17 protein-coding genes are annotated in these 24,583 nt (G+C 68.7%); 10 read left to right on the plus strand and 7 right to left on the minus strand.

The annotated features are described in order from the left end of the window. The first annotated feature begins 204 nt into the window (after nucleotides 1-204). The 4 genes from KIT86_RS14670 to KIT86_RS14685 all read left to right on the plus strand — a co-directional run bounded on the left by KIT86_RS14670 (nucleotide 205) and on the right by KIT86_RS14685 (nucleotide 5,963). Entirely contained in the window at nucleotides 205-2,175 is a 1,971-nt protein-coding gene (locus tag KIT86_RS14670) for a DNA topoisomerase IV subunit B (protein WP_297399599.1), read from the plus strand. A 118-nt stretch (nucleotides 2,176-2,293) separates the two neighbouring features. After that, entirely contained in the window at nucleotides 2,294-4,642 is a 2,349-nt protein-coding gene (parC, locus tag KIT86_RS14675) for a DNA topoisomerase IV subunit A (protein WP_297399601.1), read from the plus strand. Between the two features lie 7 nt (nucleotides 4,643-4,649). Further along, on the plus strand, nucleotides 4,650-5,756 hold the full coding sequence (locus KIT86_RS14680) for a crosslink repair DNA glycosylase YcaQ family protein (RefSeq protein ID WP_297399603.1): 1,107 nt from the start codon (nucleotides 4,650-4,652) through the stop codon (nucleotides 5,754-5,756). A gap of 27 nt (nucleotides 5,757-5,783) precedes the next feature. Beyond that, nucleotides 5,784-5,963 (plus strand): hypothetical protein, encoded by a 180-nt coding sequence (locus KIT86_RS14685; RefSeq protein ID WP_297399605.1) that lies wholly within the window; start codon nucleotides 5,784-5,786, stop codon nucleotides 5,961-5,963. Nucleotides 5,964-6,046: 83 nt separating this feature from the next. Here KIT86_RS14685 and KIT86_RS14690 read toward each other — a convergent pair whose 3' ends face one another. The 4 genes from KIT86_RS14690 to KIT86_RS14705 form a co-directional block, all read right to left on the minus strand. Next, a complete protein-coding gene (locus KIT86_RS14690) occupies nucleotides 6,047-6,517 on the minus strand; it encodes a RidA family protein (RefSeq protein ID WP_297399607.1) in 471 nt (156 codons plus the stop codon). Between the two features lie 42 nt (nucleotides 6,518-6,559). Then, entirely contained in the window at nucleotides 6,560-7,519 is a 960-nt protein-coding gene (locus KIT86_RS14695) for a transglutaminase family protein (protein ID WP_297399609.1), read from the minus strand. A 1-nt stretch (nucleotide 7,520) separates the two neighbouring features. Beyond that, nucleotides 7,521-10,121 (minus strand): circularly permuted type 2 ATP-grasp protein, encoded by a 2,601-nt coding sequence (locus tag KIT86_RS14700; protein WP_297399611.1) that lies wholly within the window; start codon nucleotides 10,119-10,121, stop codon nucleotides 7,521-7,523. A gap of 99 nt (nucleotides 10,122-10,220) precedes the next feature. Then, nucleotides 10,221-13,727 (minus strand): DUF2126 domain-containing protein, encoded by a 3,507-nt coding sequence (locus KIT86_RS14705; RefSeq protein ID WP_297399613.1) that lies wholly within the window; start codon nucleotides 13,725-13,727, stop codon nucleotides 10,221-10,223. Nucleotides 13,728-13,843: 116 nt separating this feature from the next. Here KIT86_RS14705 and KIT86_RS14710 point away from each other — a divergent pair, with 116 nt between their 5' ends. From KIT86_RS14710 to KIT86_RS14725, 4 genes are all read left to right on the plus strand, one after another. Further along, nucleotides 13,844-16,255 carry a DNA internalization-related competence protein ComEC/Rec2 gene (locus KIT86_RS14710; RefSeq protein ID WP_297399614.1) on the plus strand — a complete coding sequence of 804 codons (2,412 nt, stop codon included), beginning with the start codon at nucleotides 13,844-13,846 and terminating at the stop codon, nucleotides 16,253-16,255. Between the two features lie 289 nt (nucleotides 16,256-16,544). Beyond that, nucleotides 16,545-16,991, plus strand: a complete 447-nt coding sequence (locus KIT86_RS14715) for an NYN domain-containing protein (RefSeq protein WP_297399616.1) — start codon at nucleotides 16,545-16,547, stop codon at nucleotides 16,989-16,991. Between the two features lie 87 nt (nucleotides 16,992-17,078). Further along, nucleotides 17,079-18,518 (plus strand): circularly permuted type 2 ATP-grasp protein, encoded by a 1,440-nt coding sequence (locus tag KIT86_RS14720; RefSeq protein WP_297399617.1) that lies wholly within the window; start codon nucleotides 17,079-17,081, stop codon nucleotides 18,516-18,518. 31 nt (nucleotides 18,519-18,549) lie between these two features. Next, nucleotides 18,550-19,509, plus strand: coding sequence for an alpha-E domain-containing protein (locus tag KIT86_RS14725; RefSeq protein WP_297399620.1), 960 nt, complete (start codon nucleotides 18,550-18,552; stop codon nucleotides 19,507-19,509). On the opposite strand, the gene KIT86_RS14730 is transcribed toward KIT86_RS14725, so the two are convergent. Continuing rightward, on the minus strand, nucleotides 19,478-20,356 hold the full coding sequence (locus tag KIT86_RS14730; protein WP_297399622.1) for a LysR substrate-binding domain-containing protein: 879 nt from the start codon (nucleotides 20,354-20,356) through the stop codon (nucleotides 19,478-19,480). The two genes, KIT86_RS14725 and KIT86_RS14730, sit on opposite strands and share 32 nt — an antisense overlap. A gap of 84 nt (nucleotides 20,357-20,440) precedes the next feature. Between KIT86_RS14730 and KIT86_RS14735 the strand changes: the two genes are divergently transcribed. After that, nucleotides 20,441-21,376, plus strand: a complete 936-nt coding sequence (locus KIT86_RS14735) for a DMT family transporter (RefSeq protein ID WP_297399624.1) — start codon at nucleotides 20,441-20,443, stop codon at nucleotides 21,374-21,376. A gap of 153 nt (nucleotides 21,377-21,529) precedes the next feature. Then, complete coding sequence (locus KIT86_RS14740; RefSeq protein ID WP_297399626.1) at nucleotides 21,530-22,390, plus strand: hypothetical protein; 861 nt, start codon at nucleotides 21,530-21,532, stop codon at nucleotides 22,388-22,390. A gap of 27 nt (nucleotides 22,391-22,417) precedes the next feature. Here the strand turns inward: KIT86_RS14740 and KIT86_RS14745 are convergent, their stop codons facing one another. Together KIT86_RS14745 and KIT86_RS14750 are read right to left on the minus strand one after the other, a co-directional pair. Further along, nucleotides 22,418-23,701 carry an MFS transporter gene (locus KIT86_RS14745; RefSeq protein ID WP_297399628.1) on the minus strand — a complete coding sequence of 428 codons (1,284 nt, stop codon included), beginning with the start codon at nucleotides 23,699-23,701 and terminating at the stop codon, nucleotides 22,418-22,420. Continuing rightward, on the minus strand, nucleotides 23,698-24,522 hold the full coding sequence (locus KIT86_RS14750) for a carbon-nitrogen hydrolase family protein (protein ID WP_297399630.1): 825 nt from the start codon (nucleotides 24,520-24,522) through the stop codon (nucleotides 23,698-23,700). The genes KIT86_RS14745 and KIT86_RS14750 overlap by 4 nt, the downstream gene beginning before the upstream one ends. Nucleotides 24,523-24,583: the final 61 nt, after the last annotated feature.

The raw sequence follows: 24,583 nt of genomic DNA on the forward strand, positions 1-24,583 counted from the left end.
GCAGAGAGGCGGGGGGGGGTTGGGGGGGTGGCGGTCGAAGGCATCCGGGAACTGTAGCGAAGAAGGATGGGCCTTGCCTGTCACGGGCATGCCGCGAAGGCTTGATATTTTCCCGCGCCACTGATGAATCGCGCGCATCGCTGGTCGGCCGTCGGCGCAAAATCTGTATTTGCATACAGTCTTCGGGGCATACAATCCGCCCCCATGGCGACCCAAACACCCAACGAATACTCCGAAGGCTCGATCCGCGTCCTCAAGGGGCTGGAGCCGGTCAAGCAGCGGCCGGGCATGTACACCCGCACGGACAACCCGCTGCACATCATCCAGGAAGTGCTGGACAACGCGGCCGACGAGGCCCTGGCCGGGCACGGCAAGAAGATCAAGGTCACGCTGCACGCCGACCATTCGGTCAGCGTCGAAGACGACGGGCGGGGCATTCCCTTTGGCCTGCACCCCGAAGAAAAGGCCCCGGTGGTCGAGCTCGTGTTCACCCGGCTGCACGCGGGCGGCAAGTTCGACAAGGGCAAGGGCGGTGCCTACAGCTTCTCTGGCGGCCTGCACGGCGTGGGCGTGAGCGTGACCAACGCGCTTTCCACCCGGCTGGAGGTGACCAGCTTCCGCGAAGGCAAGGTGGCCAAGCTGGCCTTCTCCGCGGGCGACGTGGTCGAGCCCCTGGTGGTTACACCCAAGGGCGATGCCGACCGCAAGCAGGGCACCACGGTGCGCGCCTGGCCCGATGCCAAGTACTTCGAAGCCGCCACCCTGCCCATGGCCGAGCTCACCCACTTGCTGCGCAGCAAGGCGGTGCTCATGCCCGGCGTGAGCGTGACGCTGGTCAATGAGAAGACCAAGGACACCCAGACCTGGCTCTACAAGGGCGGACTGCGGGACTACCTGCAGCAGACCCTGACCGGCGACCCGGTCATCCCCCTGTTCGAAGGCGAGGGCTTCGCCGACAGCGGGCACGACAGCTTCGCCGAAGGCGAGGGCGCCGCCTGGTGCGTGGCCTTCACCGAGGATGGGCAGCCGGTGCGCGAGAGCTATGTCAACCTGATTCCCACCAGCGCGGGCGGCACGCACGAAAGCGGTTTGCGCGATGGCCTGTTCCAGGCCGTCAAGGGTTTCATCGAGCTGCACGCGCTCCTGCCCAAGGGGGTGAAGCTGCTGCCCGAAGACGTGTTTGCACGCGCGAGCTACGTGCTCTCTGCCAAGGTGCTTGACCCGCAGTTCCAGGGCCAGATCAAGGAGCGCCTGAACTCGCGCGACGCCGTGCGCCTGGTCGGCAGCTTCGTGCGCCCCGCGCTCGAACTCTGGCTCAACCAGCACGTGGACTACGGCAAGAAGCTCGCCGAACTGGCGATCAAGGCCGCGCAGTCGCGCCAGAAAGCCGGCCAGAAGGTCGAGAAGCGCAAGGGCTCCGGCGTGGCCGTGCTGCCCGGCAAGCTCACCGACTGCGAGAGCAAGGACCTGGCGCACAACGAGGTGTTCCTGGTCGAGGGCGACTCCGCTGGCGGCAGCGCCAAGATGGGCCGCGACAAGGAAAGCCAGGCCGTGCTGCCGCTGCGCGGCAAGGTGCTCAACACCTGGGAAGTCGAGCGAGACCGCCTGTTCGCCAACACCGAGATCCATGACATCGCCGTGGCCATCGGTGTCGACCCGCACGGCCCGAACGACACGCCCGACCTCAGCGGCCTGCGCTACGGCAAGGTCTGCATCCTGTCAGACGCGGACGTGGATGGCTCGCACATCCAGGTGCTGCTGCTCACGCTTTTCTTCCGCCACTTTCCCAAGCTCATCGAGGCCGGTCACGTGTACGTGGCGCGCCCGCCGCTGTTTCGCGTGGACATACCCGCGCGCGGCAAGAAACCGGCGGCCAAGCAGTACGCGCTGGACGAAGGCGAACTGCACGCCATCCTCGACAAGACCGCCAAGGACGGCGTGCCGCCCGAGAAATGCCAGATCAGCCGCTTCAAGGGCCTGGGCGAGATGAGCGCCGAGCAGCTGTGGGACACCACGCTCAACCCCGACACGCGCCGCCTCATGCCGGTCGTGCTCGGCGCGATCGACTTCGCCGGCACCGAAGCACTCATCACCAAGCTCATGGGCAAGGGCGAGGCCGCCTCGCGCCGCGAGCTCATGGAGTTGCATGGCGACTCGGTGGAAATCGATATTTAGTTGAACTCCCCCCGCGCCGCTTCCCGTCACCCCTCAGGGGCGGCACCGGCAGACCGGCAGAGCCGGCTCTGCGGTGTCCTTGACCGAATCGCCGCCTTGAACGAAGAACTGATCTGCCATGACTGAAACTCCTGAACTGCCGCTGTCCGCACCGGACGACGACGGCATGAACCTCGCGAACTACGCGCAGCGCGCCTACCTCGAATACGCGCTCTCGGTCGTGAAGGGCCGCGCACTGCCCGACGTGTGCGACGGCCAGAAGCCGGTGCAGCGCCGCATTCTCTACAGCATGGACCGCATGGGCCTGGGCTTCAGCGGGCCCAACCGCAACACCGCCGCGCGCCCCGTGAAAAGCGCGCGCGTGGTCGGCGACGTGCTGGGCCGCTTCCATCCACACGGCGACCAGGCGGCCTACGACGCCCTGGTGCGCATGGCGCAGGACTTCGCGCAGCGCTACCCGCTGATCGACGGCCAGGGCAACTTCGGCTCGCGCGACGGCGACGGCGCCGCGGCCATGCGCTACACCGAGGCCCGGCTGGCCAAAATCACCACCCTGCTGCTCGACGAGATCGACGAGGGCACGGTGGACTTCGTGCCCAACTACGATGGCTCCACCGTCGAGCCCAAGCAACTGCCCGCGCGCCTGCCGTTCAACCTGCTCAACGGTGCCAGCGGCATCGCCGTGGGCCTGGCCACTGAGATTCCCAGCCACAACCTGCGCGAGGTGGCCGACGCCTGCGTGGCGCTGGTGAAGAACCCCAAGCTGGCGGACGACGAACTCTTCGCGCTGCTGCCCGGTCCCGATTACCCCGGTGGCGGCCAGATCATCAGCCCGGCGGGCGACATCGCCGACGCCTACCGCACCGGCCGAGGCAGCCTCAAAGTGCGCGCGCGCTGGAAGATCGAGGACCTTGCGCGCGGCCAATGGCAACTCGTGGTGACCGAGCTGCCGCCGGGCGTGAGCACGCAGCGCGTGCTCGAAGAGATCGAGGAACTCACCAACCCCAAGGTGAAGGCCGGCAAGAAGGCGTTGACGCAGGAGCAGACGCAGCTCAAGGCCAGCATCCTCATGGTGCTCGACGGCGTGCGCGACGAGTCGAGCAAGGACGCGCCCGTGCGCCTGCTGTTCGAACCCAAGAGCAGCCGCATCGAGCAGCAGGAACTCATCACCGCACTGCTGGCCCACACCAGCCTGGAGACCTCGGCGCCGATCAACCTCACCATGGTGGGGCTCGATGGCCGGCCCACGCAGAAGTCGCTGCGGCAGATGCTCACCGAGTGGATCGAATTCCGCCAGGGCACGATCACCCGGCGCTCGCAGCACCGCCTCACCAAGGTGCTGGACCGCATCCACATTCTCGAAGGCCGGCAGCTGGTGCTGCTCAACATCGACGAGGTGATCCGCATCATCCGCCACAGCGACGAGCCCAAGGCCGCGCTGATCGAGCGCTTCAATCTCAGCGACCGCCAGGCCGAGGACATCCTTGAAATCCGCCTGCGCCAGCTCGCGCGGCTCGAAGCCATCAAGATCGAGCAGGAGCTCAAGGAATTGCGCGAAGAACAGGGCCGGCTCGAGGACATCCTGGGCAACCCCGGCAGCCTCAAGCGCCTGATGATCAAGGAGATCGAAGCCGACGCCAAGACCTTCGCCGATGCGCGCCGCACGCTGATCCAGACCGAGAAGAAGGCCGTGGCCGAGATCAAGGTGGTGGACGAACCCGTGACGGTGGTGATCTCCAGCAAGGGCTGGGTGCGCGCGCGCACCGGGCACGGACACGAGGCCGGCAGTTTCGCGTTCAAGGCCGGCGACGGCCTGTACGGCACCTTCGAGTGCCGCACCGTGGACACGCTCATCACCTTCGGCAGCAACGGCCGCGTGTATTCGGTGCCCGTGGCCAGCCTCCCCGGTGCGCGCGGCGATGGCCAGCCCATCACCACGCTCATTGAGCTCGAAAGCGGCACGCAGCCGCTGCACTACTTCGCCGGCCCGGCCAACGCCGCGTTGCTGCTCAGCAGCAGCGGTGGCTACGGCTTCCTGGCCACGGTGGAGAACATGGTGTCGCGCCAGCGCGGCGGCAAGACCTTCCTCAACCTCGGCGAGGGCGAGACGCCGTGCGCGCCGTCGCACGCGGCCTTCACTTCGGGTGGCGTGCCGCTGGTGCCAGCCACGCACGTGTGCTGCGCCTCCACCGGCGGGCGCATCCTCACCTTCGAGATCGGCGAACTCAAGCTGATGGAGAAAGGCGGACGAGGCCTGATGCTGATCGACCTCGAAGCCAAGGACACCTTGGCCGGTGCCGCCGCCTACACCCGCAGCGTGAAGATTGAAGGCATCGGGCGCGGCGGCAAGGAGCGCGAGGAAACGCTGGAGATCCGCAGCCTCAACAACGCGCGCGCGGCGCGCGCCCGCAAGGGCAAGGCGGCCGACCTGGGCTTCAAGCCCAACCGCATCACGCGGGTGGAGTAAAGCGGCCATGGCGCGCTCGCCGACCCTGGCCGAGCTGCGCCGCCATGCGATCGCGCGCAGCCTGTTCAAGCCCCTGAGCCTGCCGGCCGCGATCCGCCGGCTCGGCTTTGTGCAGGCCGACCCGATGCGCGCCCCGGCGCGCGCGCAGGACCTGATCCTCTACCAGCGGGTGCGCGACTACCGCGCGGGCGACCTGGAGCGCCGCTACGAGCGGCTCGGCGTGGAAGAGGACGCCTTTGTCAACTACGGCTTCGTGCCGAGAGAGATGCTGGCGCTGCTGCACCCGCGCACGCCCCGCCGGCCGTGGGACGTGGTCACCACCGAGCGCGCGCGCGAGGTGCTGGCCTTCGTGCAGGAGCGCGGCGTGGTCCATCCCCGCGAAGTGAGCGAAGCCTTCGCCCACCATGGTCGCGTGGCGGGCTACTGGGGCGGCGAGCTCAACGCCAGCACCCGGCTGCTCGACGACATGCACCACCACGGCTGGTTGCGCGTGCGCCGCCGCGAATCGGGCACCCGTGTGTACGAGGCGATGAGCCATGTGGCGCAGGATGACCGTCCCGCTGCCCGCCTGGCGCGCGCCGAGGCGCTGGTCGACGCCATCGTGGCGCTGTATGCGCCCCTGCCTTCACCCAGCCTGGGCTACCTGGTGACCTTGCTGCGCTATGGTGCGCCGCACCTCGCGGTCGAGACCCGGGCCGTGGTGCAGGCCGCCCGCGCGCGCTATGGCCATGCGCAGGTCGACGGCGTCACGTGGTTCTGGCCGGCCGACGAAAACCCCGCTTCGCGCCGCCACCGCCCTGACGACGGGGGCCTGCGCCTGCTCGCGCCCTTCGATCCCGTGGTGTGGGACCGGCGGCGTTTCGAGATGCTGTGGGGCTGGGCCTACCGCTTCGAGGCCTATGTGCCGGCGCCCCGGCGCACCATGGGCCATTACGCATTGCCGGTGTTGTGGGGCGAACGCATGGTGGGTTGGGCCAACCTGCGCCTTGAGCGCGGGCAGCTGCGGCACGAACTGGGGTTTGCCGAGGCACGCCCCCGCGATGTGGGCTTTCAGCGCGCGCTGGACGAAGAGCTCGCGCGTTTCCACACCTTTCTGACACCAGAGGCCGCCTGACAGGCCGCCTCGCATGACGAGCTGAACATGGACAACCTCTCCTGGACAGGCATGGTGATTGCGGCTGTGATGGCGGCGCTGGCGTTTGGCATCGCACGGTTCGCCACGCGGCACATGGCGAAGCGGCGCGCCAGCAAGCAAGCGACGCTGGCGCAAGCCACGCAGAGCCGCCAGGTGCGGCGCGCCAACGAACGCAAGAAGAAGTAAGTCCGCGCAGAGACGGGCTCCTTCCAGGGGTGCCGTGGCTCGGGCTGCGCCGGCCCCCGGTGCCGGCGAAGGCGGGCGGAGGGTTACTTCAACTCTGCGATCAGCTCGATTTCCACGCAGGCCCCCATGGGCAGCTGCGCCACGCCGAAGGCGCTGCGCGCGTGCGCGCCCGTTGCGGAGCCGAACACCTCGCCGATCAGTTCGCTGCAGCCATTGGTGACCAGGTGCTGCTCGGTGTAGGTCGGCGTGGAGTTCACCAGGCTGAGCACCTTCACGACGCGCTTGACACCATTGAGATCGGTGCCGGCGGCGCGGCAGGCGGCATCGAGCGTGCCCAGCAGGTCGATCGCCACCGCGCGGGCGGCGGGCTTGGCTTCATCGGTGGTCATGGTCAGTCCCAGCTGGCCGACCCAGGGCTTGCCCTCCTTCTTGGCGATGTGTCCGCTCAGGAAGATCAGCTTGCCGGTCTGCACGAAGGGCACGTACGCCGCGGCGGGCACGGCCACGGGCGGCAGGGTGATGCCGAGTTGGGTCAGCTTGTCGTAAATGCTCATGGAACGCTCCTGAAGAATGAGCGGCCCATTCTATCGACGGGGTCAGGCGTCTGCGGCGGCCTGCAGCTGTTCGAGTTCGTCGGGCGGTGCCACCGTCACGGCCACGGACAAGGTGTGGCGCGCACCGCTCTGGATCACGCCGCGCATGGGCGAGACGTCCGAGAAATCGCGCCCCATCGCCAGCGTCACGTAGTCTTCGCCAGGGCTGCCCCGGCCGCAGCGGTTGTTGGTGGGATCGAAGTCGAACCAGGCACCGGTGGGCGCGTCACCGGCGGCACCGGCCGCCACGGGGACGTACACCGACACCCAGGCATGCGAGGCATCGGCGCCGATCAGGCGCGGCTTGCCCGCAGGCGGGCGCGTGAGCAGGTAACCGCTGACGTAGCGCGCCGGCAGGCCGAGCGAGCGCAGGCAGCCCAGCATGATGTGGGCGAAGTCCTGGCACACCCCCTTGCCTTGCGCCAGTGCGTCAAGCGCCGGGGTGTTGACTTCGGTGCTGTGGGCTTCGTACTCGAGCTCGGTGTGGATGCGCTCCATCAGCGCGCGGGCCGCTTCCAGAACCGGCAGGCCGGGCTTGAAGGCGGGCCGGGCAAAGGCGGCGAAAGCGTCGTCGCGCGGCACATGGGGCGAGGCGAAGAGGAACTCGCTGGCCGCGTCGAAGGGGGCCTGTGCCCGGTAGTGGAAATGCTCGCGCACGCGCTCCCAGTTCATGGCGCGCCAGGGCAGGCCCTCGGGCAAAGCCTCGGGGGCCTGCGTGTCGACCAGGCTGTCGGCCTCCACGGTCAGCATGCTGTGGATGGACTGCAGCGAGAAGAAGGTGCGGGGGTTGCCGAACACGTCGGTGGTCTCGCTGCGAGCGGCCGGCTCCGGGTCGATGCGCAGTTCGTGCGAGCGCACGCGCTGCCAGGCTGTGTCCACCGGCCGAAGGTGCACCATGTGCTGCGCCATGTCGATCGAGCCGTGGTAGCGGTAGCGGGTCCGGTGCAGGATGCGCAGCAGCATGTCAGGCCCCGAGCGATTGGTTGCGCTGGTCTGCGTGGCTGAAGTGCAGGCGCGTGATCTCGTCGGAGAGGTCGATCGCCGCGATCTCGCAGCCATCGAGCAACGCGGCCAGGTCGCTCCAGACGCGCTGGCCATCGGGGCTGCGCTGCCAGTTGCTCAGGTCGGGCAGCACCCAGGTGTCGGGGTCGGGCAGGCCGCGCGCGAGCACCGCGTCCTGCGGCGTGGCACTCTGAGAGAGCTTGGCCAGGCGCGAGCGCAGCGTGTGCACCACCCACGCCAGCGAGCGCGGGTTGTCGCGGTCCATCACCAGCAGGTCGATCAGCGCGACCATGTCGCGCCGCTGCTGGTACTGCGCGTGAAAGGTGATGGTGCTGTCGAACAGGGCGATCACGGCCTCGAAGCCGGCCGGGTCGTGCACGCAGCCGTGTTCGAGCGCGAGCGACAGGGCGCGCGCCAGCGTGATGAGCCGCTCGATGTGGCGGCCCATCGACAGCAGGCGCCAGCCGTCGTCGCGCACCATGCGGTCGGTCTGCGAGCCGGTGATGGCCGCGAGCAGTTCGCTGGCGTTCTGCAGCGCTGCAATGGCCTCGGCGGTGGCGTACTCGGCGTCGGTGGAGAGGGCGGCGCAGTCGCGCGCAAAGCTGGCCTCGGTGCGCTCGATCAGGTTCCAGTGCTCCTGCGAGAGGCGCTCGCGCACCTGCGCGGCGGCGGCCTTGAGCGCGCGCAGGTTGAAGCCCACGCTGAAGGACTGCGCGGCCAGCGCGTCGCCCGGCGCGGGCGAGAGTGCGGCGATGAGGCTGCGCGAGAACACACGCGCCGAAAGCGAGGCGGTGGGCACGTCGGGCAGCACCAGCGCGTTCTCGCGCGCCATGCCGGTCAGCCAGGCCATCAGCGAGCGCGAGTTGGGCTCCTCGCCCCCCATGTGGCTCAGGACGATCTGCGCGAGTCGCACGCTGTTTTCCGCGCGCTCGGTGTAGCGGCCGAGCCAGAAGAGGTTTTCGGCGGCGCGGCTGGTCACAGGCCGCTTCTGCTGCGCCAGGGCGAGCGTGCTCGGTGCGGACTGCAGCAGGCTGGTGTGGTCCACCGGGCCGTCGGTGAGCACCCAGCAGTCGGCACTGCTGCCGCCGCGCTGCATGGCTGCAATGAGCTGGCCGCGCGGCGCCAGGCGCACCAGGCCCCCGGGCAGCACGCGCCAGGACTTGGGACCGTCGGCCAGCGCGAACACGCGCAGCATGGCCGAGCGCGGCATCAGCCGTTCGCCGCTCCAGGTCGGTGTCTGCGACAGGGGCAACCAGGATTGCACGGTGTAGTCGTCGGCGTGGCGCGCCATGCGGCCGGACCATTCGTCGAGCTCGCGCTCGCTCAGGCTCTGGCCCATCACCGTCTCCAGCCCGGAGCGCGGGTAGGTGGGCTTGATCACGCTCTCCTTGAGCAGCGGCAGCACCTCGCGCAGCGCGGCGTCTTCGCCGCACCACCAGGTGGCCAGCGAGGGCAGGCTCAGTTCCTCGCCCAGGAGGTGGCGGCTGATGGCCGGCAGGAAGCCGAGCAGCGCGCTCGATTCCAGCGGTGCCGATCCCGGCGCGTTGGCCAGCAGCAGGTTGCCCGCGCGCAGCACCTGCAGCAGGCCGGGCACGCCCAGGCGCGAATCGGAGCGCAGTTCCAATGGGTCCAGCCACTCGTCGTCCAGCCGCTTGATCAGCGCATGCACCGGCTCCAGTCCGCTGAGCGTCTTGAGGAACAGGCGCTGGTCGCGCACGGTCAGGTCGTTGCCCTCCACCAGCGTGAGGCCGAGGTAGCGGGCGAGGTAGGCGTGCTCGAAGTAGGTTTCGTTGTAGGGGCCGGGCGTGAGCAAGGCGATGCGTGCGTTCTCGCCTTCGGGCGCCATGCGCTTGATGCCATCCATGAGCGCGCGGTAGCTGGCGGCCAGTCGCTGCACCTTCATGCCGGCGAAGGCCTTGGGGAACTGGCGCCCGATGGCGATGCGGTTCTCCAGCAGGTAGCCCAGGCCCGAGGGGGCCTGGGTGCGCTGGCCCACCACCCACCAGCGCCCGTCCGGCCCCTGGGCGAGATCGAAGCCCACGATGTGCAGCCAGGTGTCGCCCGGCGGGCGCACCCCCTGCATGGAGCGCAGGTAGCCCGGGTGTCCCTGCACCAGCGCGGCCGGCAGCAGCGCGCGTTTGAGCAACTCGCGCTCGCCGTAGAGGTCGGCCATCATGGCGTTGAGCAAGCGCGTGCGCTGCAGCACGCCAGCCTCGATCTGCGCCCAGTCCGCAGGGCCGATGAGCTTGGGGAAGAGGTCGAGCGACCAGGGGCGCTCGAGCCCGGTGGCGGTGTCGGCGTAGACGTTGTAGGTCACGCCGTTGTCGCGGATCTGGCGCTCCAGGTTTTCGGCGCGGCGGTTCAGGTCGCTGAATCCGTCGGCACCGATGTGCTCGAAGAAGCTGGCCCAGGGGCGCGACAGCGCCGAGGCTTCAGGGTCGCCATCGGCGCGCAGTTCGTCGCGGTGGCCCGCGTCTGCCGGCACGGACAGGGAGAGCGCCCAGGCGCCCGGGGTGTCCGGACGCAACTGGGCAAAGAGGGATTCGGTGGGGTCGGGATTCACGGGCTTAGAGTATGCCCGCTGGGTTGTCGGCGGGCCGGGCGGGCGTGAATCGCCGTGTTGCATCCTTAAAACAGGTGGCGGTGGACGTGGATCGCGGGCTCAGGTGCGCAGGTCGAGCGTGAACGGGAACTCGCGGCTGTGCTGAGCCGGTGCCACGTCCATGCGGCCGGGCGTGTGTCCCATCTGGAAGAAGCGCGACAGCCGGCGGCTCTCGGCCTCGTAGGCGTTGATGGGGAAGGTGTCGTAGTTGCGCCCGCCCGGGTGGGCAACGTGGTACTGGCAGCCGCCCATGGAGCGCTTGAGCCACGTGTCGACGATGTCGAAGGTCAGTGGTGCGTGCGCGGCGATCGAGGGGTGCAGCGCCGACGGCGGGCTCCAGGCCTTGTAGCGCACACCGGCCACGTACTCGCCTGCGGTGCCGGTGCTCTGCAGGGGCAGGGCGCGGCCGTTGCAGGTGATCACGTGCCGGCTGTCGTTGAAGCCGCTCACGCGCACTTCCACCCGCTCCAGCGATGAGTCGACGTAGCGCACCGTGCCGCCAATCGCACCTTCTTCGCCCATGACGTGCCAGGGCTCCAGGGCGCTTCGGATGGTCAGCTCGATGCCGCGCGCGGCCACCTCGCCCACCAGCGGGAAGCGGAACTCGAAGTGCGGCTCGAACCACGCCATGTCGAAGGCGTAGCCCGCGTCGGCCATGTCGGTGAGCACGTCCTCGAAGTCCATGCGCACGAAGGTGGGCAGCAGGCAGCGGTCGTGCAGTTCGGTGCCCCAGCGCGTGAGGCGGCCCTGCCAGGGCTGCTTCCAGAAGCGCGCGATCATGGCGCGCAGCAGCAACTGCTGCGCGATGCTCATGCGCGCGTGCGGCGGCATCTCGAAGGCGCGCAACTCCAGCAGGCCCAGGCGCCCGGTGGGGCCGTCGGGCGAGTAGAGCTTGTCAATGCAGAACTCGCTTCGGTGCGTGTTGCCGGTGACGTCGATCAGGATGTTGCGCAGCGTGCGGTCCACCATCCACGGCGGCATGTTCTCGCCGTGCGTCTCGCGGTTGCGCTTGATCTGCGCGAGGGCGATCTCGAGTTCGTAGAGCTGGTCGTTGCGTGCCTCGTCCACGCGCGGCGCCTGGCTGGTCGGGCCGATGAAGAGGCCGCTGAAGAGGTAAGACAGCGAGGGGTGGTTGTGCCAGTAGGCCAGCAGGCTGCCAAGCAGCTCGGGCCGGCGCAGGAAGGGCGAGTCCGCCGGCGTCGCACCGCCAAGCACAAAATGGTTGCCGCCCCCGGTGCCGGTGTGGCGGCCGTCGGTCATGAACTTCTCGGCGCACAGGCGCGTCTGGTGCGCGGCTTCGTAGAGAAACTCGGTGTGCGCCACCAGCTCGCCCCAGTTGTGTGCCGGGTGGATGTTGACCTCGATCACCCCGGGGTCGGGCGTGACCTGCAGCATCTTCAGGCGCGGGTCGCGCGGTGGCGGGTAGCCTTCGAGCACGATGCTCATGCCCAGCTTCTCGGCCGTGGCCTCCACCGCGGCGAGCAGGTCCAGATAGTCTTCCAGCAGCGCCATGGGCGGCATGAAGATGTAGAGATGCCGGTTCTTGCCGCCGCCCGCCTTCTCGGCCTTGGGGCCGTTGGAGCGGTGCGGATCGCGCGCTTCCACGCACAGCGCGGTGCGGGTGAGCCAGGCGGCCGACTCGCCGCGCTGTGGGAACTTCGCCGCCAGGGCCTGTGCCGGCGCCGACCCCGGGCCGGGCTGGCCCGGGCGCAGGCCTTCCACGGTTTCGGCATCGGGGTCGAAGTCCATGCCCTGCATCGACACCGTGCCGCCTTCGGCAAAGCCGCCGCCGACCTGGTGCGGCGACACTTGGTGTTTGACGGCCGCGCCGCGCGGCAGTGGGTCGCGTGCGGAGTGCGGGTCCTGCTCGATGTGGTACGGGTAGTCGCCGGCCGAGACCCAAGGCAGCGAGTCCAGCGGCAGGCGGTAGCCCATGGGCGAGTCGCCGGGGATCAAGTACATGCGCTCGTCGCGGAAGAACCATGGCCCGGTGGACCACACCGTGCCCGAGACGCGCGGGTAGCTGCTCTTGCCGTTGCTCGACAGCACGCCGTTGCGGCCGGCGGCCTGCAGCGGCAGCACGTAGCCCACGGTGGCGTCCAGCCCCTGGCTGAAGACCCGGCGCAGGCGGGCGCGTTCGAGCTCGTCGTCAAGCTTGCTGTCGAACGGGTCCACGTTCACCGGTAGGCGGCGCTCGCGCCAGAGGTAGTACCAGGTGTCCTCGTAGCCGGGCGTGATGTACTGCGTGGACAGGCCGAGCTTGCGCGCCAGTGCCTGCGTGAAGCGGCGCGCGTCGTCGCTGGTGTAGCGCGCCTGGTCGCGCTCGTCGGCCAGCAGGGCGGGGTTGTGCCAGATGGTTTCGCCATCGGCGCGCCAGAACATCGACAACGCCCAGCGCGGCAGTTGCTCGCCCGGGTACCACTTGCCCTGGCCCATGTGCACGAAGCCACCCGCCCCGTACTCGGCGCGCAGGCGCCCCAGCAACTCGGTGGCATAGCCGCGCTTGGTGGGCCCCAGCGCATCGGTGTTCCATTCGGCCGCGTCGCGGTCGCTGGTGGCCACGTAGGTAGGCTCGCCGCCCATGGTCAGGCGCACGTCGTGCTGTTCGAGGTCGGCGTCCACCTGCTCGCCCAGGGCCAGCACGCCCGCCCACTGCTCGTCGGTGTAGGGGCGGGTGACCCGTGGCGACTCGTAGACCCGCGTCACGCTCATGTGGTGGCTGAACGCCACCTCGCACTTGTCCACGCCGCCCTCCACCGGCGCCGCGCTCGACGGCTGCGGCGTGCAGGCCAGGGGCACATGGCCTTCGCCTGCGAGCAGGCCGGAGGTCGGGTCCAGCCCGATCCAGCCCGCGCCGGGCAGGAACACCTCGCACCAGGCGTGCAGGTCGGTGAAATCCTTCTCCGGGCCATTCGGGCCGTCGACCGATTTCACGTCGGATGTGAGCTGGATCAGGTAGCCCGAGACAAAGCGCGCGGCCAGGCCCATGTGGCGCAGGATCTGCACCAGCAGCCAGCCGCTGTCGCGGCACGAGCCGCTCTTGAGCTGGAGCGTGTCCTCGGGCGTCTGCACGCCGGGCTCCATGCGGATGGTGTAGGCGATGTCGCGCTGCAGCCGCTGGTTGATGTCGACCAGGAAATCGATGGTGCGGCGTTCCTGGCGGTCCACGCCGTCCACGTAGGTCTTGAGCAGGGGCGTGAGCGGTGCGGTGGCCAGGTACGGGGCCAGCTCCTGCTGCTGGGCCTCGTCGTACTTGAACGGGAAGTTCTCGGCCGAGGGCTCCAGGAAGAAGTCGAACGGGTTGTACACCGCCATCTCCACCACCAGGTCGATCGTGACCTTGAACTCGGTGGTGGGTTCGGGGAACACCAGGCGTGCCTGGTAGTTGGCGAACGGATCCTGCTGCCAGTTGATGAAATGTTCGCCAGGTTCGATGCGCTGCGAATACGAGAGCACCTTGGTGCGGCTGTGCGGCGCGGGCCGCAGCCGGACCACCTGAGGCCCCAGCTTGACCAGGCGGTCGTACCGATAATGGGTGATGTGGCTCAGGGCGACATGGATGGCCATACGAAAGACTTTCCTGGGAGGGGAACAATGGGTCCGCACACGACCGACCGGCCGACGCAGCTTGCAGCCATGCTAGCAAGTCTTGCGCCACGGCCACATGACATGGCCACCAAGCGGTGCCACGCGGCCTGATCGTGCGCCATGGCGGTGTCGGGGTGCTGCTCGGCTGGGTGCTGGGCGTGGCGCTTCAACTGCAGCAGCCCACGCTGTGGACGCTGCCCACCTACGCAGCGCTGGGGCTGGCCGGTGGGTTGAGCGTGTGCGCTCTCGGGTGGGTTCGGCGCACGGCGCCGTCGCTGCTGCTGGCGCTGGCGGCGGGCGCGCTCATCGGGGTCGGGCTCACCGGGGCTCGCGCCGTGCATTTCGCCGCCGACGCGCTCGACCCGGCCCTGCAGGGCTTGGACATCGAGGTGACCGGGCGCATCGCCTCGTTGCCGCAGCGCGCGTCGCAGGGCGTGCGTTTCGACTTCGTGGTGGAGTCGGCCGCGCGCCAGGGCCAGGCGGTGGCGCTGCCGCCGCGCCTGCAACTGGGCTGGTACCTGCAGCCCGAAGAGGAAGGCGGGGCGGGCCTTGAGCTGCGCGCAGGCGACCGCTGGCGCTTCACCGTGCGCCTGCGCAGCCCGCACGGCAACGCCAACCCGCATGGCTTCGACCGCGAACGCTGGCTCTGGGAGCAGGGCATCCAGGCCACCGGCGCCATGCGAACCAGCCCGCGCGACCCCCCGCCCCAGCGCATCGGGGCCACGCCGTGGCACCCGCTGGACCGCCTGCGCCAGAGCGTGGCCGATCGCATCGAGGCCCGCGTGCACGAAGACCCGCGCAGCGCGGGCGTGCTGGCCGCGCTGGTGGTGGGCGACCAGTCGGCCATCGACCGCAGCGACTGGGACCTGTTCCGCACCACCGGCGTCGCCCACTTGATGAGCATCTCAGGGCTGCACGTGACCCTGTTCGCCTGGCTGGCCACGGCGCTGGTGGGCGCCCTCTGGCGGCGCCTGGCGCTGCGCTGGCCCGCCGCCCTGCTGGCGCTGCCCGCCCCCTGGGCGGCGGGCCTGGGAGGCGTGGCGCTGGCCACGGCCTACGCGCTGTTCTCGGGCTGGGGCGTGCCGGCGCAGCGCACCGTGCTCATGCTGGCGGTCGCGGTCGGCCTGCGGCTGTCGGTGCGGCGCTGGCCCTGGCCGGCCGTGTGGCTGCTGGCCATGGCGGTGGTGCTGCTGCTCGACCCCTGGGCGCTGATGCAGGCGGGCTTCTGGCTCAGCTTCGTCGCGGTGGGCATCCTGTTCGCGGCCGACCCGGGGCGGCGCAGCCCGTCGCCCGAAGCCCCCTGGCGGCCGCGCGCGTCGCGGGCCTTGCTGGCCCTGCTGCGCGAGCAGGGCGTGGTGACGGTGGCGCTCGCGCCGCTCACCTTGCTGCTGTTCGGCCAGTTCTCGGTGGTGGGGCTGGTGGCCAACCTTGCCGCGATTCCCTGGGTGACCCTGCTGGTCACGCCGCTGGCCTTGCTCGGCGTGTTCGTGCCGCCCCTGTGGGACATGGCGGCCTGGGCGGTGCAGGCCCTGTCGAGCGCCTTGCAATGGCTGGCCGGGTGGCCGGGGGCGGCCTTGTTCCGCCCTGTGGCGCCCTGGCCGTTGGCGCTGGCGGCGGTGGTGGGCGGCGTGTTGCTGGTGCTGCGCCTGCCCTGGGTGGTGCGGCTCTCGGGCCTGATGCTGCTCTGGCCCGCCTTGCTCTACCAGCCGGCGCGCCCAGCGCCAGGCCAGTTCGAGCTGATCGCGCTGGACGTGGGGCAGGGCAGCGCGGTGCTGCTGCGCACCGCCAGCCACAGCCTGCTCTACGACACCGGCCCGCGCTACGGGTCGCAGCCCGATGCCGCCGACGCGGGAGACCGCGTGATATTGCCGCTGCTGCGCGCGCTGGGCGAGCGGCTCGATGCGGTGGTGGTCAGCCACCGCGACAGCGACCATTCGGGCGGCGCGGCCTCGGTGCAGGCGGCGCAGCCGCAGGCACGCTGGCTGTCTTCCTACGACGCCGGTGCGGCGCGGCGCTGCGTGGCCGGCCAGCGCTGGCGGTGGGACGGGGTGGACTTCGAGGTGTTGCACCCGCAACCCGACGACTACGACGAGACGGGCGTGGGGCGCCTGTCCAGCAACGCCATGTCCTGCGTGCTGCGCGTCTTCAACGGCGCCGACAGCGCCTGGCTGGGTGGCGACCTCGATGCCGCCCAGGAGGTGCGCCTGGCGCTGGCGAGGCCCGAGGAGCGCGCCACCGTCATGCTTGCGCCCCACCACGGCAGCCAGACTTCGAGCAGCCCGGTGCTGCTCAACACCCTGCGCCCCGCCTTGGTGGTGGTTCAGTCGGGCTACCGCAATCGCTTCAACCACCCCGCGCCGGTGGTGCTGGAGCGCTATGCCCAGCGCGGCATTCGCTGGGTGAACTCGCCCGAGTGCGGTGCGGCCACCTGGCGCAGCGCCGAACCCCACCGCGTGGCGTGCCAGCGCGAGGTCGACCGCCGTTACTGGCATCACCTGGGTCGTTGATCCATGGTCGGTCAGGATGAAGGCGGTTTGAATGCTTTGGTGTTATTCGTGTAAAGTCCCTCCCGCTCACGAAAAAGGTGAGCCGGGCCTGAGAACCCGAGCCAATGGCGGAGGCCATTTCAATCCGAGAAGGAAAATGGCCTCTCTCGTTCCAGCCCCATGTTTTGGCGGCCTGGGCGGGAGACCCGCGAGGGTCTGCCGGTTTCCATTGGCTCCGGTTCTCAGCCCGTTCAGGCCGCCGCCACCTTGGCGTGGCGGCGGTTTCCCCAACGGAACAGGGAGCCATCGCATGCCGAACCTGAGCAAGCAACAGAAACTGGCCGTCCTCATCGACGCGGAGAACGCGTCGCCGGCCCGCCTTCGCGCCATCCTGCGGCGCGCCGCCTATTACGGCGTGCTGGCGGTCAAGCGCGCTTACGGCGACTGGTCGAACCCCCGCCTGCAGCGCTTCAAGAGCCTGCTGCTGCGCCATGCCATCGAGCCTGTGCAGCTCTTCAGCTACGCCAAGGGCAAGAACGCGGCGGACATCGCCCTGAGCCTGGATGCGATGGACCTGATGCACATGGGGCAGGTCACGGGCGTCTGCCTCGTCTCCTCCGACAGCGACTTCACGCCCGTGGCGATCCGCCTGCGCCGCGAAGACCTGCGGGTCTACGGTTTCGGCGAACGCCAGACGCCGGCCGCCTTCGTGGCGGCGTGCAGCACCTTCATCTACACCGATTCGCTCGTGGGCTGACGGCCCGGCCTGTTTCCACCCCGAACCGCCGACTGCTCGGAAACCCTGGCCCGGTCCTTGCTATGCTGTGCCCAGGAGAAAAAGCCCATGAGCAGACCGATGTTTGACGAAATGAACGCCTCGCCCAGCGAGGTCCGGGCCCACTATCAGAACTACGCGCGCTGGTTGGCACAACAACCCGAAGACGTGATGGCGGCCCGGCGCGAAGAGGCCGAGATGATCTTCCGCCGTGTCGGCATCACCTTCGCGGTGTACGGCGCCAAGGACGAGGACGGCTCCGGCACCGAGCGCCTCATCCCCTTCGACCTCATCCCGCGCATCATTCCCGCCCACGAGTGGCGCAGCATGGAGGAGGGTCTGGTGCAGCGCGTGACCGCGCTCAACCGTTTCATCCACGACGTCTACCACGGCCAGGAAATCATCAAGGCCGGCATCGTGCCGGCCGACCAGATTTTCCAGAATGCGCAGTTCCGACCCGAGATGATGGGCGTGGACGTGCCGCACCAGATCTACTCGCACATCTCGGGCATCGACATCGTGCGGGCCCCGAACGCCGAGGGCGTGGGCGAGTACTACGTGCTGGAGGACAACCTGCGCGTGCCCAGCGGCGTGAGCTACATGCTGGAAGACCGCAAGATGATGATGCGGCTGTTCCCCGAGCTCTTTGGCGAAAACCGCGTGGCACCGGTCGCCCATTACCCCGACCTGCTGCTGGAAACCCTGCGCGCCAGCAGCCCGGCCACCACGGCCGAACCCACGGTGGTGGTGCTCACGCCCGGCATGTACAACAGCGCGTACTTCGAGCACGCCTTCCTGGCGCAGCAGATGGGCATCGAGCTGGTGGAAGGGCAGGATCTCTTCGTCAAGGACAACTTCGTCTACATGCGCACCACGCGCGGCCCCAAGCGGGTGGACGTGATCTACCGCCGCGTGGACGACGATTTCCTCGACCCCTCGGTGTTCCGCCCCACCTCCACCCTGGGCTGCGAAGGCCTGCTGGGCGTGTACCGCAGTGGCAACGTGGCCATCTGCAACGCGGTGGGCACCGGCGTGGCGGACGACAAGTCCATCTATCCCTACGTGCCCAAGATGATCGAGTTCTACCTCGGGCAGAAACCCATCCTCAACAACGTGCCCACCTTCATGGGGCGCGAGCCCGAAGACCTCAAGTACATGATGGCCCACATGAAGGACCTCGTGGTCAAGGAGGTGCACGGCGCGGGAGGCTACGGCATGCTGGTCGGGCCGGCCTCCACCCAGGCCGAGATCGAGGACTTCCGCAAGGCCGTGGCGGCCAATCCCAGCGGCTACATCGCGCAACCCACGCTTTCGCTCTCCACCTGCCCCACCTATGTGCAAAGCGGCGTGGCGCCGCGCCACATCGACCTGCGCCCCTTCGTGCTCAGCGGCAAGGAAGTGCAGATGGTGCCCGGCGGCCTGACCCGCGTGGCGCTCAAGGAAGGCTCGCTGGTCGTCAACTCCTCGCAAGGGGGCGGCACCAAGGACACCTGGATTCTCGAAGACTGATTTCTCGACGACAGAGCAAGGGACACACATCATGCTTTCGCGCACCGCCGACCACCTCTTCTGGATGTCCCGCTACACCGAGCGCGCGGAGAACACCGCCCGCATGCTGGACGTCAACTACCAGACCTCGCTGCTGCCGCAGTCCGCCGCCGTGGCGCAGGTGGGTTGGGAAGGACTGCTCACCATCAGCGAGCTGATGTACACCTACACCCAGAAATACGGCAAGGACATCACCCCGCGCAACGTGCTGGACTTCATGGTGCGCGACGAGGCCAACCCGTCCAGCATCTTCTCCTGCCTGCGCGCCGCGCGCGAGAACGCCCGGGCCGTGCGCGGTGCACTGACCACCGAGTTCTGGGAAACGCAAAACCAGACCTGGCTCGAACTCAACCGCATGCTCAAGAGCAAGAACTTCGAGCGCGACCCGGCCGAGTTTTTTGAATGGGTGAAATTCCGCTCACACCTCTCCCGGGGCGTGGCCATCGGCACCATGCTGCAGGACGAGGCCTTCCACTTCTACCGCATGGGCACCTTCCTGGAGCGCGCGGACAACACCGCCCGCCTGCTGGATGTGAAGTTCCACGCCGTGCACAGCGACTTCTTCGGCGCGGCCAGCGAACTCGATCAGGAATACGACTTCTACCACTGGAGCGCGATCCTGCGCAGCGTGAGCGGGTTCGAGGTCTACCGCAAGGTGTACCGAGACGTCATCACGCCCGAGCGCGTGGCCGAACTGCTGATCCTGCGCGCCGACATGCCGCGCAGCCTGGCCGCCAGCCTCAACGAGGTGGTCAACAACCTCAGCGTGGTCTCCAACGACCACAGCGGCGAAACCCTGCGCCGCGCCGGCAAGCTCAAGGCCGACCTGCAGTACGCCCGCATCGACGAAATCCTCTCCACGGGGCTGCACGCTTTTCTCACCCAGTTCCTCGATCGGGTGAACGAGCTGGGCGGGCGCATCAGCCAGGACTTCCTGGTGCCTTCGCACTGAGCGTCTGCACCATCTGCTCGAACAGCGCATCCACCGCAGGCAGGTGGCGCGAAGCCTGGCTGCGGTACAGCGCCACGTCCATGAAATCCAGGGCCGGCAGGCCCTGTTTCTCGCCGAGGATGGACAGGTGCGCCGGCGCACTGCATCGCGTGAGCACCGCCACCGCCAGGCCACTCTCCACCGCCGCGAGTTGCCCTGCCAGGCTGGAGCTGTTGTAGACCACACGGTACGCCCGGCGCTGCGCCGTCAGCGCGGCGATGGTCGAGCGCCGCGCCAGGCTGGTGGCTTCGTACACGGCGATCGGCAGCGGGTCGCGCCGCCATACCTCAAACCGCGGCGCACCCACCCACACCAGCGGCTCGTGGAACAGCAGCGTGCCGCGCGTGGCCTTGTCGCGCGAGATCAGCGCCAGATCGATCTCGCCGCGCTGCACCTTGGGAATGAGCGAGGTGGACTGTTCGCAGTCCAGCTCGATTTCCACGCCGGCGTGCCGCGCGGCGTAGCTGCGCAGCACCGGTGACAGGTAGCTCACCGCGTAGTCGTCGGGCACGCCCAGCCGCACACGGCCGCTGAGCACCGGCCCGTGCAGGGCCTCCAGCGTTTCGGCGTGCAGGGCCAGCATGCGGCGGGCATAGCCCAGCAGCTCGGTGCCCGTGGGCGTGAGTTCGAGATGGCGCGGTCCGCGCAGCAGCACGGCGCGGCCCACCGCGTCTTCCAGCTTGCGGATCTGCATGCTCACCGCCGGCTGTGAGCGGTGCACCAGCGGCGCCGCGGCGGAAAGCGAGCCGCCATCCACCACGGCCACGAAGGCGCGCAGCCAGTCCAGTTGCAGGTCGGCATGGGTCATGGGTGTTTCAGTATTCGTTCATCGAATGCATGGGATTCTATTTATCCGTTGTACAGATTGGTCGGGCCCGGCGACCATCGGCGCATGAATTCCACGGCTTCGCTGTCCACCTCCCTTGGCCCCCACCCCACCGCTGCCGCGCGCGAACGCGCCGGCATGTGGCTCATGGTGGCCGGCGGTCTCATGCTCGGCACGCTGGGCATCTTTCTGGAAGAGGCCGGCCAGAGCCCGCTCACGGCCGTGTGGTTCCGCTGCGCGTTCGGTCTGCTGGCGCTCACCGCCTGGTTCGCGCTCACCCGGCGCTGGGCGGAGCTGCGAGTCGTCGGTGCCGCACGGCTGGCGGCGGTGAGCGCGGGCGTGCTGGCGGTGCTCAACTGGGTGCTGTTCTTCGAGGCCATCGAGCGCACCTCCATCGGTGTGGCCACGGTGGTCGTGCACGTGCAGCCGTTTCTGGTGATGGCCTTCGGCGCCTTGTGGTGGAAAGAGCGCATCACGCGCGCGCAAGCGGTGGCCACCCTGGCCTGCCTCGTGGGGCTGGCGCTGGCCTCGGGCTGGGTGGACGGCGCGCTCAGCGGCGCGGGCTGGTCGGCCACCTACCTCTGGGGCATCGGCCTGGCCTTGTTCAATTCGGTGGGTTATGCGGCCCTCACGCTGATCGCCAACCGGGCGCGCGGTCTCACGCCGTTGGCCCTGGCCTGGTGGCAATGCGCCGTGGGGGCGGTGGTGCTGGTGTGGTGGCCCTTCGTGCACGGCTGGCCGCCCGCCGGGCCCGCCTGGGCCTGGCTCGCCGGACTGGGCGCCATCCACACCGGCCTGGCCTATGTGGTGCTCTATGCCGGCGTGGCGCGCCTGAGTGCCGGGCGCGTGGCCGTGCTGCAGTTCGTCTACCCGGCCTCGGCCGTGGCGGTGGAATGGGCGGTGTACGGCCGCGCGCTGAGCCCCAGCCAGCTCGCTGGCGTGCTCATGATGCTGGTGGCCCTGGTGGTGGTGGGCACGCAACGCGCGGCGCGCCAGGCCTGAACCGTTGCGCGGAAAACCGCGCCTTCGACTGCAAAAGTCACGCTCGCCACTGGCCCCCTGTCAGGCAAAAGGCCAAAAACGCCTATCCTGACTGTCAGGCCGGTCCAGGCCTTATCTCCCCGGGCCGGCGGTGAAGCCTACGACGGAGGATGAATGGCCAGCGATCTGGATACGGTGAGGGTGCTTCGCGCCCTGTTCAACGACATGCCCAAGGCACCCCAGGGTCTCTCCCATGAAGAGACCATGGCCTGGGTGCAGCGGTCGATGGCCGACTTCGAGGGTGGCGACATGGCCTACATGATCGAGCACATCACGCGCAGCTCCATGCTCGACATCGTGCTGCGCCTTCGCGAGGACGGGTATCTCAAGAACGACGCCGCCTTCACCGAGACCGTGGACCTCATCTCCACGCCCGACGGCCGCAAGACCTTCATGGACCGCTGCATCCAGGCGCAGAAGAGCGCCGATGCCACCTCGCGCCTCATCCACCGCGCCAAGCGCTCGTGGTCCGATCCTCTGCCGCTGTTCAGCTCGGACCCGGACATGCTGGAGCGCTTCGTGCGGGGCGAACTCTCGGGCCCCGGCCCGCTGTTTGCGGAATACAAGGCGCGCGAAGACGTGCGGGAGATCGGCGTGTTCGCGCAGGCGCCGGACGGCATCCACGAGTTTTCCTGGGGCTTCGTGGTGGAAGACCAGGGCGCCTGGATCTTCTACATCGCCGATGTCTGGCGCAAAGGCACCGTGGGCAGCTTCGACCGCTTCCTCAGCGCCTGGCAGCAGTCCACCGGCCTGGCCTCGGCCGAAGGCCTGCCGCCCGTGCCCATGGGCCTGCTCATGGAAGACGGCATCAACACCTTCAGCAGCATGACGCTCCAGGCCGCCGGGCCGATGAGCAACCCGGCCTTGCGCCGCTGGGTGGGCGAGGTGTTCATCGACCGCATGCTGCCCAGCATGGCCGCGCGGGTGGTGGACGCGCACTACGACTTCCCGCTGCTGAGCGCGCACGCGCACTGAAGCCTGCAGCCACGCGGGGCATCGGGCCTAGTCCGTCAGCGACCGACGGGAGGTCTCGGGCAGGAAGAGGGTGACGCACAAGACCACGATGGAGACCACGGCGAGGTAGGCGGCAGGCGCCAGCCTGGACTGCGTGGCCAGCACCAGGTACGTGCCCACAAAGGGCGCGGTGCCGCCGAAGATCGTGTACGCCAGGTTGTAGCTGATGGCCGATGCGCTGAAGCGCGTCCTGGTCGGGAATAGTTCGAGCAGCGTGATGCCCAGCGGGCCGGCGAACGAGCCCATGCCAATGGCCAGCAGCGATTGCGCCAGCGCCGCATGGAACAACGTGCCTTCGCCGGCCAGCATGTAGGCCGGGACGCAGACGATGGCGTTGAAGAGCAGGCTGACCACCATCACCGGTTTTCGCCCCACCTTGTCCGACACGAAACCGCTCGCGATCATGGTGAGGAAGGCGACGGTCATGGCGATGCCGTTGGAGATCAGCGAGTCGCTGCGGCTCATGCCGACGGTGACGGTGAGGTACGACACGAAGTAGCCCGCGAGCGTGTAGAAGGTCAGGCTGGAGAAGGCGGCCAGCGCGAAGCTGAAACCCATGGCCTTCTTCTGGTCGCGGATGGCGTCCGACACCGGCGTGGTCGAGATCTCCTGCTTGGCGCGCGCCACCTCGAACGCTGGCGATTCATCGACGCGGTTGCGGATGTACAGGCCCACCAGCGCGAGCGGGCCGCTGATCAGGAAGGGGATGCGCCAGCCCCAGTTCTCATACACCTCGCTGCCCAGCAGGCTGGTGACGGCGAGGATGATGAGCGCGGCCGCCACGGGCGGCAGGTTGGCAAATGCATAGGTGAAGGCCACGTGCAGACCTCGGCGCCCGGGCGGCGCGTGCTCGGCCACGAAGGAGTTGGAGCCGATGGTTTCGCCCGACGCCGACAGGCCCTGGATGAGGCGCAGCACCACCAGCAGGATGGGCGCGGCGATGCCGATCTGCGCGTAGGTGGGCAGCAGGCCGATGCCCACGGTGGCGCCGCCCATCATGAGGATGATCGCGCTGAGCACCGCCTTGCGGCCGAAGCGGTCGCCCAGGCTGCCGAAGATGAAGCCGCCGAGCGGGCGCATGACGAAGCCCACGCCGTACACCGCAAAGGCCGAGAGCAGGGCGGTGGCCGGGTCGGTGGTGGGGAAGAACAGCTTGGCGATGATGGTGGCCGAGTAGGCGTAGATCACGAAGTCGTACCACTCGACGAACTGGCCGAGCGATGCCGAATACAGCACCTTCTTTTGGGACCGGGGGTTGTTGCTGGGGTTCATGGGTGGTTGTCTCCGGAGGGATTGAGGGCGATCTGGTAGCGGCGGTGTTCCAGGCACGGCAGGTCTTTGCGCACATCGCGCAGGCGTTCGGGCAGCACGTCGACCGTGGCGATGCCCTCGGCCGCCGCGATGCCGCCGATCACCAGGCCCGAGGGGTCGATGCCCATGCTCATGCCCACCGAGGTGGGGGGCGGCTGGCAGGAGGCCAGCACGTAGCAGGTGTTTTCGATCGCGCGCGCGCGCAGCAGGGTTTCCCAGTGCAGCTCCTTGAGGCTGCCGGCGATCCAGCCCGCGCCATACAGCAGCACGTCAGCGCCCTTGTCCACCGCGATGCGGGAGATTTCGGGAAAGCGCAGGTCGTAGCAGTTGAGGATGGCGAAGCGCACGCCGCCCACGTCGGCCACGTACACCTCGTCATGCGCGGGCAGCAGCTCGCCGCGCCGGTTCTTGTCGGACTCCTTGAAGCTGAACGCATCGTAGAGGTGCAGCTTCTCGTAGCGGCCGAGAAGTTGCCCGTCGGCACCCAGGTGCACGAAGGTGTTGCGCGTGCGCTGGCCATCGAGCGGCTCGTACAGGCCGACAAACACGTCGATGGCATGCGCCCTGGCACTGGCGCTCACCTCGGCGATGAAGCGGGCCGCGTGTTGGTCGGCGAAGGCGACGAGCTCTTCGCGCGAGGACTCGTAGGCGACCATGCTCGCTTCGGGGAAGCAGATGAGCTGGGCGCCGCCGGCCGCGGCGCTGGCGATGTGGCTGCGTATTGTGCGCAAGTTGCTCTCAATGTCGCGCACGCTCTTGAACTGGGAAACGGAGGCTTTCATGGTGTCTTGTGATGGATCGGCTGGGCGTGAATCCTAGTTTTGGCCCCCGGCTCAGTCCAAT

The organism is Hydrogenophaga sp. (assembly GCF_026125825.1).
Lineage (GTDB): Bacteria > Pseudomonadota > Gammaproteobacteria > Burkholderiales > Burkholderiaceae_C > Hydrogenophaga.